Raw genomic sequence first — 15100 nt, 5'->3', positions numbered from 1 at the left:
CAGAAGTTCGGCATCACCACCGAGGCCGTCATCGCGGCCGCACGCGAGACCATCAAGGAGAACGCATGAGCACCCCCACCGCAGACCTCGCAGCAGCCGGTGTCAGCATCTGGCTCGACGACCTGTCGCGCACCCGCATCTCCTCCGGCAACCTGGCCGAGCTGATCGAGACCCGCAACGTCGTGGGCGTCACGACGAACCCGACGATCTTCGCCAACGCGATCACCGACAAGAACAACACCTCGTACGACGCTCAGGTCACCGAGCTGGCCGCCTCCGGTGCGACGGCCGAGGAGGCCGTCTTCGCCGCGACGACGCAGGACGTCGCCGCAGCACTCGACGTCTTCCGTCCTGTCTGGGAGGCATCCGGTCACGTCGACGGACGCGTCTCGATCGAGGTCTCCCCCGACCTCGCGCACGACACCGACGGCACGGTCGCTCAGGCCAAGCAGCTGTGGGCCAAGGTCGATCGCCCCAACCTGCTCGTGAAGATCCCGGCGACCAAGGCCGGACTCCCCGCCATCACCGAGGCGATCGCCTCCGGGATCAGCGTCAACGTGACTCTCATCTTCAGCCTGGAGCGCTACGCCGAGGTCATCGACGCCTACCTGACCGGACTCGAGCGCGCGCACAGCGCCGACTTCGACCTGTCGAGCATCCACTCGGTCGCCTCGTTCTTCGTCTCGCGGGTCGACACCGAGACCGACAAGCGTCTCTCTGCGATCGGCACCCCCGAGGCAGACGCGCTCAAGAGCAAGGCCGGACTCGCCAACGCGCGTCTCGCCTACGAGCTCTTCGAGCAGAAGTTCGCCGAGAAGCGCGCACAGGATCTGATCGCGCTCGGCGCCAACGCGCAGCGTCCGCTGTGGGCGTCGACCGGCGTCAAGGACCCGGCGCTGCCGGACACCCTGTACGTGACGGAGCTCGTCGCCAAGGATGTCGTCAACACGATGCCCGAGAAGACCCTCGAGGCGACGTTCGACCACGGCGTCGTCACCGGAGACACCATCACCGGTGGCTACGAGGACGCCCGCTCGGTGTTCGCCGGCCTCGCCGATCTGGGCATCGACTTCACCGACGTCACCCAGGTGCTCGAGGACGAGGGCGTCGCCAAGTTCATCGACTCGTGGCACGATCTGCTGACTCAGGTGGCAGAGGGCCTCGAGGCGCAGCGATGACATTCGCCATCCACGCCTCGGGAGCGGCTCGGGTCGCGATCGACGAGACGGTCCCCGCTCTCGTCCGCGACCTCGTCGCCTCCCGGATCACCGGCGGCGACGCCGGCCTGTGGGGCGCGGCTGCCGAGTCCGAGGCATCGATCCGGCTCGGCTGGGTCGAAGCGGTCTCGATCTCCCGACCGCTGGTCGCCGAGATCGAGGCCCTGCGCTCCGACCTGGTCGCGAAGGGCGTCACCCGTGTCGTGCTCGCCGGTATGGGCGGCTCGTCCCTCGCACCCGAGGTGATCGCGCAGACCGCCGGCGTGCCGCTCACCATCCTCGACTCGACCGCACCCGGCCAGGTGCTCGCCGCTCTCGACGAAGGCCTGCAGGAGACCGTGCTGGTCGTCTCCTCGAAGTCCGGATCGACGGTGGAGACGGACTCGCAGCGGCGCACGTTCGAAGCGGCTTTCCGCGACGTGGGCATCGATCCCGTCGAGCGGATCGTCGTGGTGACCGACCCCGGTTCCCCGCTCGACGTGTCCGCCCGCGAGGCGGGATACCGCGTCTTCACCGCGGACCCGAACGTCGGCGGCCGCTATTCGGCCCTCACCGCGTTCGGCCTCGTCCCGTCCGGCCTCGCCGGTGTCGACATCGACGAGCTCCTCGACGAGGCGGAGGCGTCTCTGCTGGAGGTCGCGATCGATTCGGCCGACAACCCCGCGCTGCGTCTCGCTGCGGCGATCTCGGCCACGGTCCCTCGGCGCGACAAGCTCGGACTGATCACCGACGGCACCCACATCAACGGCCTGCCCGACTGGATCGAGCAGCTCATCGCGGAGTCCACCGGCAAGGAAGGCACCGGCATCCTCCCGGTCGTCCTGCTGCCCGTCTCCCCCGAGCTCGACGCACGACCCGACGACCTGCAGGTCGTGCGGCTGGTCGACGATGCCAACGAGTTCCACCTGCGCGAACGTCACGAGGGCGAGATCCTCGTCAGCGGTTCGCTCGGCGCGCAGTTCATCGTCTGGGAGTACGCCACGGCGATCGCCGGTCATCTGCTGGGGATCAATCCCTTCGATCAGCCCGACGTCGAGTCGGCGAAGGTCGCCGCACGCGGACTCCTCGACGACCGCCCGGCTCCGACCGCTCCCGCGTTCGTGGAGAGCGGCGTCGAGGTCCGTGTCTCAGACCCGGCCCTCGCCGTCTCCGGAACGGTCGAGGGCGTACTGGATGCTCTCTGGGCTCAGCTCCCCGCCGACGGCTACGTGTCGATCCAGGCATACGTGAACCGCCTCGACGTCCCGCAGCTGCAGGGCCTCCGTGAACTCGTCGCCGCCGATTCCGGTCGCCCGACGACGTTCGGCTGGGGACCTCGCTTCCTGCATTCCACGGGTCAGTACCACAAGGGTGGTCCCGCGCAGGGCGTGTTCCTGCAGATCCTGGAGAGCACGGAGGTCGACCTCGAGATCCCGGAGCGTCCGTTCACCTTCGGACAGCTGATCCAGGCTCAGGCCGCCGGCGACGCCGGTGTCCTCGCCGAGCACGGCCGTCCGGTCGTCTCCCTGACGATCACCGATTCGTCGGCCGACGTCCTCACCCTCTTCGAAGCCGCACAGAAGTAACAGCCAGGAGAATCCCCCACCGATGTCTGTTCCCATCTCGCGCGGGCACAACCCGCTGCGTGACCCCGATGACCGTCGTCTCAACCGGATCGCGGGGCCCAGTGCCCTCGTGATCTTCGGAGTGACCGGTGACCTGTCACGCAAGAAGCTCATGCCCGCGGTCTACGACCTCGCCAACCGCGGGCTCCTGCCTCCTGGGTTCGCCCTCGTCGGCTTCGCCCGCCGCGATTGGGAGGACCAGGACTTCGCCCAGGTCGTCTACGACGCGGTGAAGCAGCACGCACGCACGCCGTTCCGCGAGGAGACGTGGGCGCAGCTGCTGCAGGGCATCCGCTTCGTCTCGGGTGAGTTCGACAACCCGGACTCCTTCCGCAAGCTCCGCGAGACGGTGGACCAGCTCGATGTGGAACGCGGCACCATGGGCAACCACGCGTTCTACCTGTCGATCCCGCCGAAGGACTTCCCGCTCGTCGCCAAGCAGCTGAAGGACTCCGGTCTCGTCGGCGCGGATGACGATGACGACGAGCGCTGGCGCCGCGTCGTGATCGAGAAGCCGTTCGGTCACGACCTCGAGTCGGCCAGAGAGCTGAACGCCGCGCTCGAGGTGGCCTTCTCGGCGGACTCGATCTTCCGCATCGACCACTACCTCGGCAAGGAGACGGTCCAGAACATCCTGGCGCTGCGCTTCGCGAACGAGCTCTACGAGCCGATCTGGAACCGCAACTACGTCGATCACGTGCAGATCACCATGGCCGAGGACATCGGAGTGGGCGGCCGCGCCGGCTACTACGACGGCGTCGGCGCCGCGCGCGACGTCATCCAGAACCACCTCCTCCAGCTGCTCGCACTGACTGCGATGGAGGAGCCGATCAGCCTCTCCGCCGAGCACCTGCGCGCTGAGAAGGAGAAGGTGCTCGCCGCCGTGCACGTGCCGGACGACCTCTCGCTCGCCACCGCTCGCGGACAGTACGCCGGCGGCTGGCAGGGCGGCGAGCAGGTCACCGGCTTCCTCGACGAGGACGGCATGAACCCGCAGTCCGCGACCGAGACGTACGCGGCGATCAAGCTCGAGATCGACACCCGCCGCTGGTCCGGCGTGCCGTTCTACCTCCGCACCGGCAAGCGGCTCGGCCGTCGTGTGACCGAGGTCGCCGTGGTCTTCAAGAAGGCTCCCGAGCACCTCTTCGGACGCGCGAACACGTCGGAGCTCGGCCAGAACGCCCTCGTGATCCGCGTGCAGCCCGACGAGGGCGTGACGATCCGCTTCGGCTCGAAGGTCCCGGGCAACGGCACCAACGTGCGCGATGTCACGATGGACTTCGGCTACGGACACGCTTTCACCGAGGCGAGCCCCGAGGCATACGAGCGCCTGATCCTCGACGTCCTCCTGGGCGACCCGCCGCTGTTCCCGCGGCACGAGGAGGTCGAGCTCTCCTGGAAGATCCTCGATCCCGTGGAGAAGTACTGGGCAGCCGAAGGTGGCCCGGTCGATCAGTACGAACCCGGCTCATGGGGTCCGGCCTCCGCCGATGACCTCCTTGCCCGTGATGGACGAGTCTGGAGACGCCCATGATCATCGACCTTCCCGACACGACCGTCAGCCAGGTCGCGAAGCAGCTCGTCAAGGTGCGCGAGGAGGGTGGCGCCGTGGCCCTCGGCCGCGTGCTCACCCTCATCATCTCGGCCCGCAACGGTGTGGCCGAAGCCGCGATCGACGCCGCCAACGACGCCTCCCGCGAGCACCCGATGCGCGTCATCGTGCTCACCACCGGTGACGGAGACGCGCGCCTCGACGCGCAGATCCGTGTCGGTGGTGACGCCGGCGCCAGTGAGGTCGTCGTCCTACGTGCCTACGGCGACGCCGCCAGCAACGAGGAGAGCCTCGTCACCGGGCTGCTGCTGCCGGATGCTCCTGTGGTGGCCTGGTGGCCGGAGGAGGCACCCGCCTCCCCCGCCCACTCGCCGCTGGGCAAGATCGCCCAGCGGCGCATCACGGATGCCGCCACGGCATCCGATGTGCGCGATCGCCTCGCGCGTCTCGGCGAGTCGCATGCTCCTGGCGACACCGACCTCGCCTGGACACGCCTCACGCACTGGCGCGAGCAGCTCGCCGCCGTGCTCGATCAGCCTCCGTTCGAGGAGGTCACCGCGGTCGAGGTGCGGGGCGGCTCCGCCTCGCCGTCCACCGCGCTCCTGGCCGCCTGGCTCCAGATGGCACTCGACATCCCGGTGAAGTGGTCGTACGAGAACCCCGAGCACTGGCAGGAGGGCATCAAGTCCGTGCGTTTGCACCGCGCGTCGGGTGACATCCTGCTCGAGCGTCCGACGCCCGGCGTCGCCGTCCTCACGCAGCCGGATCAGCCGGACCACGACCTGCACCTCCCGCGCCGTACCCTCCGCGAGTGCCTCGCCGAGGAGCTGCGTCGCCTGGACCCCGACGTCCTGTACGGTCGAGTGATCACCGAGGGCTGGGAGAAGCTGGGTCCGCCCGAGACAGGAGAATGATGTCGTCGCAGACAGCGTCCGCAGAGAAGCGGGTCGTGGTCGAAGCCACTCCCGAGAAGCTCGCACTGCGAGTGGCCGACAGATTCCTCACCCGCCTCCGTGCGCGCACGCGCAACGGCCGCATCGCCCATGTCGCCCTCACCGGCGGTTCGATGGGCGGCGCGGTGCTGCGTGCGACGCGCGAGGATCCGCGCTCGGCGGACATCGACTGGTCGCTCGTCCACTTCTGGTGGGGTGACGAGCGGTTCGTCGCGCGCGACGATGCTGATCGCAATGCCCTGCAGTCCCGGGCTGCGCTGCTCGACCACATCCCGGTGCCGGACGAGAACATCCACGAGGTCGCGGCAGCCGGCGAAGGGATGTCGCTCGACGAGGCGGCCACCGCGTACGCCGACGAGCTCGCACGGTTCGGCAGCGACGAGCATCCGTGGCCGTCCTTCGCCGTGTGCTTTCTCGGCGTGGGTCCTGACGGGCACATCGCCTCGCTCTTCCCCGATCGCCCGGAGGTCACGGTCACGGATGCGGCAGCTCTTGCCGTGCGCGACTCGCCCAAGCCCCCTCCGGAGCGGGTGACGCTCACGCGTCCGGTGCTCAATGCGTCCAAGCGGGTCTGGCTCGTGCTCACCGGAGGCGACAAGGCCTCCGCGCTCGGACTCGCCCTGGCCGGCGCGAGCTACGCCAACGTCCCCGCTGCGGGCGCGAAGGGGCGCAAGCGCACCGTGTTCTTCGTCGACGAGGCGGCTGCCTCGGAGGTCTCTCCGGATCTCATCGATCCGGCGTACTGAGGCCGGAAGAGCTCAGGCTTCGGGGTCCTTGGCCTCGCCGTCGCTGCCCCGCACGATGCCGAGTTCCTGGCTGTCGCTGAGCACCTGCGGGTGGTAGCGCGCCAGACCGACCACGCCCCAGACCGCGATCGCTCCGGCGATGCCGAAGATCACCAGCACCCATGGCGGAGCCGCAGCGGCCTCACCCAGCACGACCATGCCGATCAGGACCGCGATCAGCGGATCCACCACGGTCAGTCCCGCGATCACGAGGTCGGGAGGTCCGGAGCTGTAGGCGGTCTGCACGAAGTAGGCACCGACGGCTGCCGCGGCGATGAGGGCGATCACGCAGATGATCGTGATCCACTCGAAGTTGCCCGCCTGGACGCGCTTGATGACGACCTTCGCCAGAGTCGCGACGAAGCCGTAGAGGATGCCCGCTCCGACGACGTAGAACAGCGCACGCATGCGGTGGCGCAGGATCAACCAGCACGCGCCCAGGATAATGATGACGACCAGCAGGACCGCGAGGATCGTGAAGAGCTCGGTGTCGGTGACATCCTTCTCCGTCGCGAAGATCGCCGCGAAGAACACGAAGAGGAAGATGCCGCCGACGCAGCAGACGATCGCCGTGATCGACTGCTTCGTCGGAGAGTGTCCCGAGATGCGCGCGTTGAGGAGAGTGGTCATGACCAGGGCGATCGCGCCGAGAGGTTGCACCACGATCAGCGGCGCGACAGTGAGCGCGGCCAGCTGACAGATGACCGCGAGCGCGAGCATCAGCGTGCCGATCAGCCACGACGGCCGGGTCAGCAACCCACGGACCTGAGTCATCGAGAGGCCGGACGCTCCGTCCGCACCGCTCAGCCGCTCCATCTTCTCGACACCGCGGTGCTGATACTGCGCACCCAGCGACATGAAGACCGCGCCGGCCAGAGCGAGGGGGATGCCGAGGAGCAGTCCCGGGTTCTGGAACGCGCCTACCAGCTGGTCGGTGACGTCTTCCGCCCCAGCCATCCATACGGAGATGCTCACCCTACGACCCTACCCGGCGATACGCGCCGAGTAGGGTTATGGCGTGGCTGTTCTTCCTATTCGCATCATGGGCGACCCCGTCCTGCACTCCCCCGCTTCCCTCGTCGAGGACATCTCCGACGACATCCGCACCCTTGTCTCCGACATGTTCGAGACCATGGACACCGCGCCGGGGGTAGGACTCGCCGCACCACAGGTCGGCGTCCCGCTGCGCATCTACACCTACGCATATGTCGACGACGACGACCAGCCGTGGCGAGGCGTGATCATCAATCCCGAGCTCTGGATGGTGCCACTGGAGCCGGGCGAGCCCGACGACGACCTCGAGTCCGAGGGGTGCCTCTCCTTCCCGGGCGAGCGGTTCCCGCTGCGCCGCTCGGAGCGCGTGCGCGTGACCGGGATCGATCTCGAGGGGCAGCCCGTCGAGATCGCGGTCGACGGCTGGCGCGCGCGGATCATGCAGCACGAGTTCGACCACCTCGACGGCATCCTCTACATCGACCGGCTCTCGGACCGCGACTGGAAGACCGTGCAGAAGATCGCGAAGAAGCGCGGCTGGGGCAAGCCCGGTGCGAGCTGGCTGCCCGGGGTCGACGACCTCGAGGGCTGACGCTCCCAGCGCGATCACAGGCTTCTCCGAGTTGCGTCACAGACTCCGCGACGGATAGCGTTCTCGAGGCGGGATATCGATATTCCGCACACGAGGCTCTGGGAGGGGACGATCATGATGAAGCTGCGCACGCGACGCGCACTGGCGCTGGCAGGTTCTGCTGTGGCGCTGTCGGTCGCATTGACCGGTTGTAGCGCACTGAACGGGATTCTGGGCGGTGGCTCGGGAGACGCCGACCGCGACGAGGACACCGGCCAGGTGACGGAGAGCGCGAACATCGACATCTTCTCGCTCAAGCTCGGCGACTGCATCATGGAGAGCGCGACCGGTCTGCTCGAGGACATCGACGTGGTGCCGTGCGCCGAGGCGCACGACCAGGAGGTCTACTACGAGATCACGATGGACGACGGCGACTTCTCCGAGGAGGACGTCGACGCGGCCTCGCAGGAGTGCATCGGCGACGCCTACACCTCGTTCGTCGGAGTGGCCTACGACGCTTCCGCGCTGAACGTCACGACGATCGCGCCCACGAAGGACACCTGGGAGGGTCTGAACGACCGCGTCATCCAGTGCATCATCTTCGACCCGGCCGGCCAGACCACCGGCTCGCTCAAGGGCGCAGCCAAGTGATCTGAGTCTGCAGCGAAGAAGGCCCCGCCATCCGGCGGGGCCTTCTTCGTATCCGAGCCGAAATGCTCAAGAAAAGGGAAACCCCCGGCCTTCCGAAGAAGGCCGGGGGTATTGGCTCCCCGGCTTGGACTCGAACCAAGAACCTGCCGGTTAACAGCCGGCTGCTCTGCCAATTGAGCTACCGAGGAATGTGCTCCGCTGCGCGGGCAACTCGTCAATCCTAGCAAACTCCGACACGTGCTCGTGACACGGGGCGCACATCGGGCGTGTCGCCGGGATGCGCTCTCAGTGCTGCGAATCCGCCTCAGCATTCGGCACCCAGAGCAGGTCCTTCCCGACCCCTCGCGCCACCACATGGCCACCCCGCAGCATGAGCGTCTCGGCGTTCAGCTCGCGGATGAAGTCGGCGTCGTTGGTCACCAGCAACGCCCCCATCCCCTGCTCCTTGCGGCGGCGGGTGATGGCGTCGAAGACGACCGGCCTGACCTCGAGGTCGAGGTTCGCGAGGATCTCGTCGGCGATGAGGACGCGAGGTTCGAGCACGAACGACCGGGCGATCGCCACCCGCTGCCGCATCCCCGCGCTCAGCTCGTACGGGAACTTGGCGGCCGTGCCCAGCGGCAGGTGCAGCTCGTCGAGAAGGGTCGCGACCCTGATCGAGAGGGCCTTCGTGTTGACCCGCTTCTCGCGGATGAGGATGGGCTCTGCGATGACCTCGTTCACGGTGAGCTGGGGCGGCAGATCGGCGCCCGCTCCCTGGGGCACGAATCCGGTGCGATAGGTCAGCAGGCGGTGCTTGCGTCCTGGGCGGCGGATGTCGACGCCGCAGACCTGTGCGCTGCCGCCGACGACGCGCACCGACGGGTCGGTGGACCCCGCGAGGGCTGCGACCAGCGTGGACTTGCCCGAGCCCGTGGGGCCGGCGACACAGATCAGTCCACCGGGCGCGAGGGTGAAGCTCACCCCGTCGATCGCGCGGGTCGGACCGCTGTGACCGATCCGGTCGATGACCAGGTCGGAGCTGTCGATCGCGTTGGTCGATTCGGGCCGGGAGAACATTCCTCCATCCTGCCCTGCCGCATCCGGCTGCCGCCGTTACGACTCGGTGAACCGCTGACGCTCCACGTCGATGTCGCGCAGACGCATCCGCAGTGCGCGTCCACCGTCGGAGTCGGCCGGCACTCGCTGGACCGCGCCGAGGAGCTCCTGCTTCTCGTGCTCGAGGCTGCGCAGGATCAGTCGGCGGGCGAGGTCGGTGGTGGAGGCGACCGCCCCCTCCTCGTTGCGCGCCGGGAAGGGGGTCATCAGCAGCTCGCCGGCGAGCGAGCGGTACGGCTCGCGCACCGAGTTCACGGCATCCGTGACCCACCCGGCCCTGGTGCGATCGGAGGCGGATGCCACGGCCTCGCGCACGGCATCCAGACCCGGAGTGCGGAAGGGAGAGCTGAGCGCGCGGGTCAGGAGCGTCTGATCGATCTGATGCCCGTACTGCAGGGCGCCCATCAGCGCATCGCGCTCGACGGCCATATCGCCCGTGCGCGGGAGGGTCGCCAGCGTCACGGGGGCGACCCCCGGTACGCCGCCGGCGGTGTCGGCTGCGGCGGATCCGTGCCTGCTCGTCTCCTGGCGCGACTGCTGCCCGCCCTGACGGGCCGCGCGCTCGACCTCGCCGTGCACCTCGGTCGGATCCATGCCGAGTCGCCGAGCGAGCACCCGCTCGTAGCCGGGGCGCAGCAGTCTGTCGCGGATCTCCGCCACGATCGGCGCAGCCGCCCGCAGGGCTCCCACACGTCCCTCGACCGTCGACAGGTCGAAGCCTCCGAGTCGGCGGTCGATGGCGAACTCGAACATCGGCTGCTTCGTCTCCATGAGCGAACGCACCGCGGCATCGCCGCGCTGCAGCCGCAGGTCGCACGGGTCGAGGCCGTCAGGGGCGACCGCCACGAAGGTCTGCGCATTGAAGCGGTCATCCTCGGTGAACGCGCGCAACGCCGCCTTCTGGCCGGCCTCATCGCCGTCGAACGTGAAGACGACCTCACCGGAGGCGTTGTCGTCGCCCATGACGCGTCGCAGGACCTTGATGTGGTCGGTGCCGAACGCGGTGCCGCAGGTGGCGATCGCGGTCGTGAGCCCCGCCAGGTGGCAGGCCATCACGTCGGTGTAGCCCTCGACCACCACGACCCGACGAGGGTCGCCGCGCGAGATGTCGCGTTTGGCGAGGTCGAGCCCGTAGAGCACCTGCGCCTTCTTGTAGATCGGCGTCTCGGGGGTGTTCAGGTACTTCGGCCCCTGGTCGTCGTCGAACAGCTTGCGCGCGCCGAAGCCGATCGTCTGGCCGGACACGTCGCGGATCGGCCACACCAGCCGCCCGCGGAACCGGTCGTAGACGCCGCGCTGACCTGTCGAGACCAGACCCGCGGCACTCAGCTCGTCGCGGGTGAAGCCCTGCGCGGTGAGCGCCTTGAGCATCTTGTCCCAGCCGCGCGGAGCGAAGCCGACCCCGAAGTGCGCGGCCGCGCCGGCGTCGAAGCCGCGTTCGCCGAGGAAGCGCCGCCCGGCCTCGGCATCCGCCGTCAGCAGCTGTGCGCGGAAGAACTCCGCGGCCGCCGTGTTCGCCGCATACAGACGGCTGCGGCCGCTCGTCTCGGGAGCGGAGCCGCCGTCTTCGTAGTGCAGCGAGTAGCCGATCCGGCCGGCGAGCCGCTCGACCGCCTCGGTGAAGCTTACGTGGTCCATCTCACGCAGGAACGAGTAGACGTCGCCCGACTCCCCGCATCCGAAGCAGTGGTAGTAGCCGACCTGCGGCCGGACGTGGAAGCTCGGACTCTTCTCGTCGTGGAAGGGGCACAGGCCCTTGAGCGACCCGACTCCTGCGGACTTGAGCGCGACGCGCTCTCCGACGATGTCGGCGATGTTCGTGCGGGCCTTGACCTCGTCGACGTCGGCCTGGCGGATGCGAGGCATCAGCCGGCTCCTTCGACGACCGCCTGCCGCGGCGTGTGCTGGCGAGCACCCGGCCGCGCGTGCCGAGGGGTCCAGATCCCGACCTCGGCCGGGTCGATCTCACCGACGAGGCGGTTGTGCCAGTCGATCGCGCTCTGGTCGGTCAGGCTGGCGATCTGGTCGACGATGACGCGAGCGCGCTCGGCGTCGGTGGTCGCCGCGACGAAGTCCGCCGAGAACGCGGGCTCCAGCACGTCCGCGCCCGCCGACCACAGCGCATCCGTGGACCAGAGCGCCTCGGCGAGCCGCTTCAGGACGCGGCGCTGCTCCTTGTACACGCCCTTGCGCGCGTCGATGGTCACGATGGCCTGGCCCATGATGCCCTTGAGCACTGCGATCTCGGCTTCGATCACGCGCGGCACGACGACGTGCGCGTTGTAGCGGACGAGGGCGGACCCCGCATACGCCTCGCGTGTCGCCGACACGGCTGCACGGGCGAAGCGACCGATGAAGTCGCTCGTCAGGTTCTTGAGCCGTGCGAGATCATGCCGGGAGCGATCGAACGACTGCAGCCACATCGGCTGCGAGGCGAGTCGGTACAGCGCGTCGGCCAGCTCGTCACGGGTGAAGTCGTAGCCGACCCACTGCTGGATGCGGTCGATGAGAGCGTCGTGCGCGCGGGGATCCGAGAGTCCTGCGACGTCGACGTAACCGTTGACGATCGCGTCCTCGAAGTCGTGCACGGAGTAGCCGATGTCGTCGGAGAGGTCCATGATCTCGGCCTCGATGCACCGCAGCCGGCCCGGTGCTCCCTCGCGCATCCAGCGGAACACGGCCTCGTCCTCGGGGTAGACGCCGAACTTCAGGCGGCCTCCCGGATCGGGCACCGGGCTGTCGACGGTCCAGGGGTACTTGCAGGTCGCGTCCAGGCTCGCCCTGGTCAGGTTGAGCCCGACCGACTGTCCGTCGTCGTCGATCGCCTTGGCTTCGAGACGCGTCAGGATGCGCAGCGACTGCGCGTTGCCCTCGAAGCCGCCGATGGGCTCCGCCCACTCGTTGAGCGCCCGCTCGCCGTTGTGCCCGAACGGCGGGTGGCCGAGGTCGTGGCTGAGGCAGGCGGTGTCGACCACGTCGGCCGAGACGCCGAGTGCCGTGGCGAGCTCGCGTCCGACCTGAGCGACCTCGAGCGAGTGCGTCAGTCGGTTGCGCGCGAAGTCGGCCGTGCTCGCCGGGCTGAGCACCTGTGTCTTGGCAGCCAGTCGTCGCAGCGCGGCGGAGTGGAGGACGCGCGCGCGATCCCGAGCGAAGTCGTCGCGTTCGGATCGATGGGTCTCGGCGAAGAATCGTTCGGCGTCGCGCGGGTGGTATCCGTCCGAGCGCCCGCGCGCCGAGTGCACCTGGGGATCAACCGCCACTGTTCTCGATCTCCGCCCCTCGCATCATCTCGGATGCCGACGCCGCGAGCTCGCGCGACTCCAGCCACTTGTCCGGCAGCGCCGGACGCTTCGGGCGGCCGGAACGACCGCGCTGACCCTCGGCATCCGCACCGGGGTACGGAGCGCTGTGGTCCAGCTGACCGAGCAGGTCGTCGATCTCCGCGAGGCTGGATGCCGTGGCGAGGCCCGTGCGGATGTCGCCGCCGACGGGGTAGCCCTTGAAGTACCAGGCGACGTGCTTGCGGACGTCGCGGCATCCGCGGTCCTCGTCCTCGAAGAACTCGACCAGGAGCTCCGCATGACGGCGGAAGGCGTTCGCGACGAAACCGAGCGTCGCATCGACGGGGTGCGCTTCCGCGCCGAACGCCGCGGCGAGCTCGCCGAACAGCCAGGGGCGGCCGAGGCAGCCTCGCCCGACCACGACGCCGTCGCAGTCGGTCTGCTGCATCATGCGGACGGCGTCGTCGGCGGACCAGATGTCGCCGTTGCCGAGCACGGGCACACTCGTGACCGCCTGCTTGAGCTCGCCGATGGCGTGCCAGTCGGCGAAGCCCGAGTAGAACTCGCTCGCCGTGCGTGCGTGCAGCGCGATAGCCGAGACCCCGGCGTCCTCGGCAGCACGACCCGCGTCGAGGAACGTGAGGTGGTCGGGGTCGATGCCCTTGCGCATCTTCACGGTGAGCGGCACGTCGCCTGCGGCCTTGACGGCCTGCGTGACGATCTGCGAGAACAGCGAGCTCTTCCACGGGAGGGCCGCTCCCCCACCCTTGCGGGTGACCTTGGGCACCGGGCAGCCGAAGTTCAGGTCGATGTGATCGGCGTGGTCCTCGGCGACGATGATGCGGACGGCTTCGGAGATCGTGTGCGGGTCGACGCCGTAGAGCTGGATGGACCGAGGCGTCTCCGACTCGTGGTGGCGGATGAGCCGCATCGTCGTCTCGTTGCGCTCGACCAGCGCCCGCGAGGTGATCATCTCGCTCACGTAGAGCCCGGCACCGTACTCGCGGCAGAGCCTGCGGAACGCGGTGTTGGTGATGCCCGCCATGGGTGCGAGGACGACCGGCACGTCGAGAGCGATCGGGCCGATGGTGAGAGGGCGGGCAGAGGCGGTGGCGAGAGTCATGTCCCCTCCATTCTCCCAGACACGGAGCCGGTCTCGGCGCATCGACCTAAGCTGTGCATATGACCGATCCTTCCGTCCGCTCCATCCCCTTCACCGACGCCGACGGCAACGAGAAGACTCTCGACGATCTGGGCGCCGATGTGGTGCTCGTCGTCAACGTCGCGTCGAAGTGCGGACTGACCCCGCAGTACGAGCAGCTCGAGGAGCTGCAGCGTCTGTACGGTGATCGCGGCTTCAGTGTCGTGGGCTTCCCGTGCAACCAGTTCTTCGGTCAGGAGCCCGGTTCCGTCGATCAGATCCTCGAGTTCTGCTCCACGACCTACGGCGTCACCTTCCCCATCAACGACAAGGTCAAGGTCAACGGCCGCAACGCGACCGACCTCTACAAGACGCTGCGGGAGACCCCGGATGCCGCCGGCAAGGCCGGCAAGGTGGAGTGGAACTTCGAGAAGTTCCTCGTGCTGCCGGACGGCGAGGTCGTCCGGTTCCGCCCGAAGCAGAAGCCGAACGACCCCGAGATCGTCGGGGCCATCGAAGCCGCGCTGACCCGCTAGGCGGTTGCTTCCTCCGGCGCCGCCTCGGCGCCGGTCTCGCCGCGCTTCGACCAGAGGTCGCGGAGCACGTTCTCGAATGCCGTGGGCGGCTGGGCTCCGCTGATGCCGTACTGCCCGTCGATCACGAAGAACGGGACGCCCTGGATGCCGTAGGCCTGCGCCTGCGCCTGGTCCTGGCGCACATCGGCCAGGTGGCGGGAGGAGACCAGCGCGTCACGGGTGTCGTCCGGGTTGAGCCCGACCTCGGCGGCCAGCTCGACCAGGTCGTCGATGCGGCCGACGTGCTTGCCCTCGGCGAAGTAGGCGGACATCAGCCGCTCCTCCATCTCGTGCTGCACGCCCTGCTGCTTCGCGAAGTGCAGGAGTTCGTGAGCCTTGACCGTGTTCGTGTGCTGCAGGAGGTCGAACCGGTACTCGAGTCCGGCGTTCTCGGCGACACCGGTCACGTGCGTGAGCATCTGCTCGACCTGGTCGCGCGGCATGCCCTTGTGTCCGGAGAGGAAGTCGATCTCGTCGCCGTCGAAGTCGACGGGCGTGTCGGGCGAGAGCTCGAACGAGTGGAAGGTGATGTTCACCTGCGGGGCGTCCTCATCGGCGGAGACCGCTTCGAGCCCCTTCTCGAGGTTGCGCTTGCCGATGTAGCACCACGGGCAGGCGATGTCGGACCAGATGTCGATCGAGATGGCTTCAGTCACACTCCCATCCAACCGCATGCGGC

At 68.5% G+C, this 15100-nt stretch carries 14 protein-coding genes and 1 tRNA gene; 8 read left to right on the top strand and 7 right to left on the bottom strand.

Translation table 11 applies throughout. The features are described from left to right. Positions 1-65 precede the first annotated feature (65 nt). Genes tal through pgl form a run of 5 tightly spaced genes read left to right on the top strand, consistent with a single transcriptional unit; the run spans position 66 to position 6072 of the window. On the top strand, positions 66-1178 hold the full coding sequence (gene tal / locus ACESK8_RS15685) for a transaldolase (RefSeq protein WP_372969459.1): 1113 nt from the start codon (positions 66-68) through the stop codon (positions 1176-1178). Continuing rightward, positions 1175-2782 carry a glucose-6-phosphate isomerase gene (locus ACESK8_RS15680; protein ID WP_372969458.1) on the top strand — a complete coding sequence of 536 codons (1608 nt, stop codon included), beginning with the start codon at positions 1175-1177 and terminating at the stop codon, positions 2780-2782. The genes tal and ACESK8_RS15680 overlap by 4 nt, the downstream gene beginning before the upstream one ends. 22 nt (positions 2783-2804) lie before the next feature. Beyond that, positions 2805-4355: a glucose-6-phosphate dehydrogenase gene (zwf, locus tag ACESK8_RS15675; RefSeq protein ID WP_372969457.1), complete on the top strand. Its 1551-nt coding sequence runs from the start codon at positions 2805-2807 to the stop codon at positions 4353-4355. After that, positions 4352-5287: a glucose-6-phosphate dehydrogenase assembly protein OpcA gene (locus ACESK8_RS15670; RefSeq protein ID WP_372969456.1), complete on the top strand. Its 936-nt coding sequence runs from the start codon at positions 4352-4354 to the stop codon at positions 5285-5287. The genes zwf and ACESK8_RS15670 overlap by 4 nt, the downstream gene beginning before the upstream one ends. Beyond that, positions 5287-6072 (top strand): 6-phosphogluconolactonase, encoded by a 786-nt coding sequence (pgl, locus tag ACESK8_RS15665; protein WP_372969455.1) that lies wholly within the window; start codon positions 5287-5289, stop codon positions 6070-6072. Before ACESK8_RS15670 ends, pgl begins: the two co-directional genes overlap by 1 nt. A gap of 12 nt (positions 6073-6084) precedes the next feature. Here pgl and ACESK8_RS15660 read toward each other — a convergent pair whose 3' ends face one another. Then, the gene (locus ACESK8_RS15660; RefSeq protein ID WP_372969461.1) at positions 6085-7068 is read right to left on the bottom strand and encodes a DMT family transporter; all 984 of its coding nucleotides are present in this window, start codon (positions 7066-7068) and stop codon (positions 6085-6087) included. A gap of 61 nt (positions 7069-7129) precedes the next feature. Between ACESK8_RS15660 and def the strand changes: the two genes are divergently transcribed. After that, the gene (gene def, locus ACESK8_RS15655; protein WP_372969454.1) at positions 7130-7696 is read left to right on the top strand and encodes a peptide deformylase; all 567 of its coding nucleotides are present in this window, start codon (positions 7130-7132) and stop codon (positions 7694-7696) included. A gap of 114 nt (positions 7697-7810) precedes the next feature. Beyond that, the gene (locus tag ACESK8_RS15650) at positions 7811-8326 is read left to right on the top strand and encodes a hypothetical protein (protein WP_372969453.1); all 516 of its coding nucleotides are present in this window, start codon (positions 7811-7813) and stop codon (positions 8324-8326) included. Positions 8327-8438: 112 nt separating this feature from the next. Here the strand turns inward: ACESK8_RS15650 and ACESK8_RS15645 are convergent. From ACESK8_RS15645 to dusB, 5 genes are all read right to left on the bottom strand, one after another. After that, positions 8439-8514 (bottom strand) — tRNA-Asn (locus ACESK8_RS15645). A gap of 97 nt (positions 8515-8611) precedes the next feature. Continuing rightward, on the bottom strand, positions 8612-9385 hold the full coding sequence (locus ACESK8_RS15640; protein WP_372969452.1) for an ATP-binding cassette domain-containing protein: 774 nt from the start codon (positions 9383-9385) through the stop codon (positions 8612-8614). A gap of 36 nt (positions 9386-9421) precedes the next feature. Continuing rightward, positions 9422-11290, bottom strand: a complete 1869-nt coding sequence (gene dnaG, locus ACESK8_RS15635; RefSeq protein ID WP_372969451.1) for a DNA primase — start codon at positions 11288-11290, stop codon at positions 9422-9424. After that, positions 11290-12684, bottom strand: coding sequence for a deoxyguanosinetriphosphate triphosphohydrolase (locus ACESK8_RS15630; protein ID WP_372969450.1), 1395 nt, complete (start codon positions 12682-12684; stop codon positions 11290-11292). Before ACESK8_RS15630 ends, dnaG begins: the two co-directional genes overlap by 1 nt. Further along, on the bottom strand, positions 12674-13828 hold the full coding sequence (gene dusB / locus ACESK8_RS15625; protein ID WP_372969449.1) for a tRNA dihydrouridine synthase DusB: 1155 nt from the start codon (positions 13826-13828) through the stop codon (positions 12674-12676). The genes ACESK8_RS15630 and dusB overlap by 11 nt, the downstream gene beginning before the upstream one ends. Positions 13829-13887: 59 nt before the next feature. Here dusB and ACESK8_RS15620 point away from each other — a divergent pair, with 59 nt between their 5' ends. Next, positions 13888-14382, top strand: coding sequence for a glutathione peroxidase (locus tag ACESK8_RS15620; RefSeq protein WP_372969448.1), 495 nt, complete (start codon positions 13888-13890; stop codon positions 14380-14382). Here the strand turns inward: ACESK8_RS15620 and ACESK8_RS15615 are convergent. Further along, positions 14379-15077 carry a DsbA family protein gene (locus ACESK8_RS15615; protein ID WP_372969447.1) on the bottom strand — a complete coding sequence of 233 codons (699 nt, stop codon included), beginning with the start codon at positions 15075-15077 and terminating at the stop codon, positions 14379-14381. The two genes, ACESK8_RS15620 and ACESK8_RS15615, sit on opposite strands and share 4 nt — an antisense overlap. Positions 15078-15100: the final 23 nt, after the last annotated feature.

Source organism: Microbacterium sp. (assembly GCF_041641055.1).
Taxonomy (GTDB): domain Bacteria; phylum Actinomycetota; class Actinomycetes; order Actinomycetales; family Microbacteriaceae; genus Microbacterium.
Note: the sequence above shows the minus strand (reverse complement) of the source record. Positions and strands in the feature narration are given on the sequence as shown.

What these genes read in the sequence shown, in the direction of transcription:
- ACESK8_RS15680 (WP_372969458.1), top strand. Translation starts at nt 1,175, where the DNA reads ATGACATTCGCCATCCACGCCTCGGGAGCGGCTCGGGTCGCGATCGAC.
- ACESK8_RS15670 (WP_372969456.1), top strand. Translation starts at nt 4,352, where the DNA reads ATGATCATCGACCTTCCCGACACGACCGTCAGCCAGGTCGCGAAGCAG.
- ACESK8_RS15640 (WP_372969452.1), bottom strand. Translation starts at nt 9,385, where the DNA reads ATGTTCTCCCGGCCCGAATCGACCAACGCGATCGACAGCTCCGACCTG.
- ACESK8_RS15650 (WP_372969453.1), top strand. Translation starts at nt 7,811, where the DNA reads ATGATGAAGCTGCGCACGCGACGCGCACTGGCGCTGGCAGGTTCTGCT.
- ACESK8_RS15620 (WP_372969448.1), top strand. Translation starts at nt 13,888, where the DNA reads ATGACCGATCCTTCCGTCCGCTCCATCCCCTTCACCGACGCCGACGGC.
- ACESK8_RS15660 (WP_372969461.1), bottom strand. Translation starts at nt 7,068, where the DNA reads ATGGCTGGGGCGGAAGACGTCACCGACCAGCTGGTAGGCGCGTTCCAG.
- zwf (WP_372969457.1), top strand. Translation starts at nt 2,805, where the DNA reads ATGTCTGTTCCCATCTCGCGCGGGCACAACCCGCTGCGTGACCCCGAT.
- dusB (WP_372969449.1), bottom strand. Translation starts at nt 13,828, where the DNA reads ATGACTCTCGCCACCGCCTCTGCCCGCCCTCTCACCATCGGCCCGATC.
- dnaG (WP_372969451.1), bottom strand. Translation starts at nt 11,290, where the DNA reads ATGCCTCGCATCCGCCAGGCCGACGTCGACGAGGTCAAGGCCCGCACG.
- pgl (WP_372969455.1), top strand. Translation starts at nt 5,287, where the DNA reads ATGTCGTCGCAGACAGCGTCCGCAGAGAAGCGGGTCGTGGTCGAAGCC.
- tal (WP_372969459.1), top strand. Translation starts at nt 66, where the DNA reads ATGAGCACCCCCACCGCAGACCTCGCAGCAGCCGGTGTCAGCATCTGG.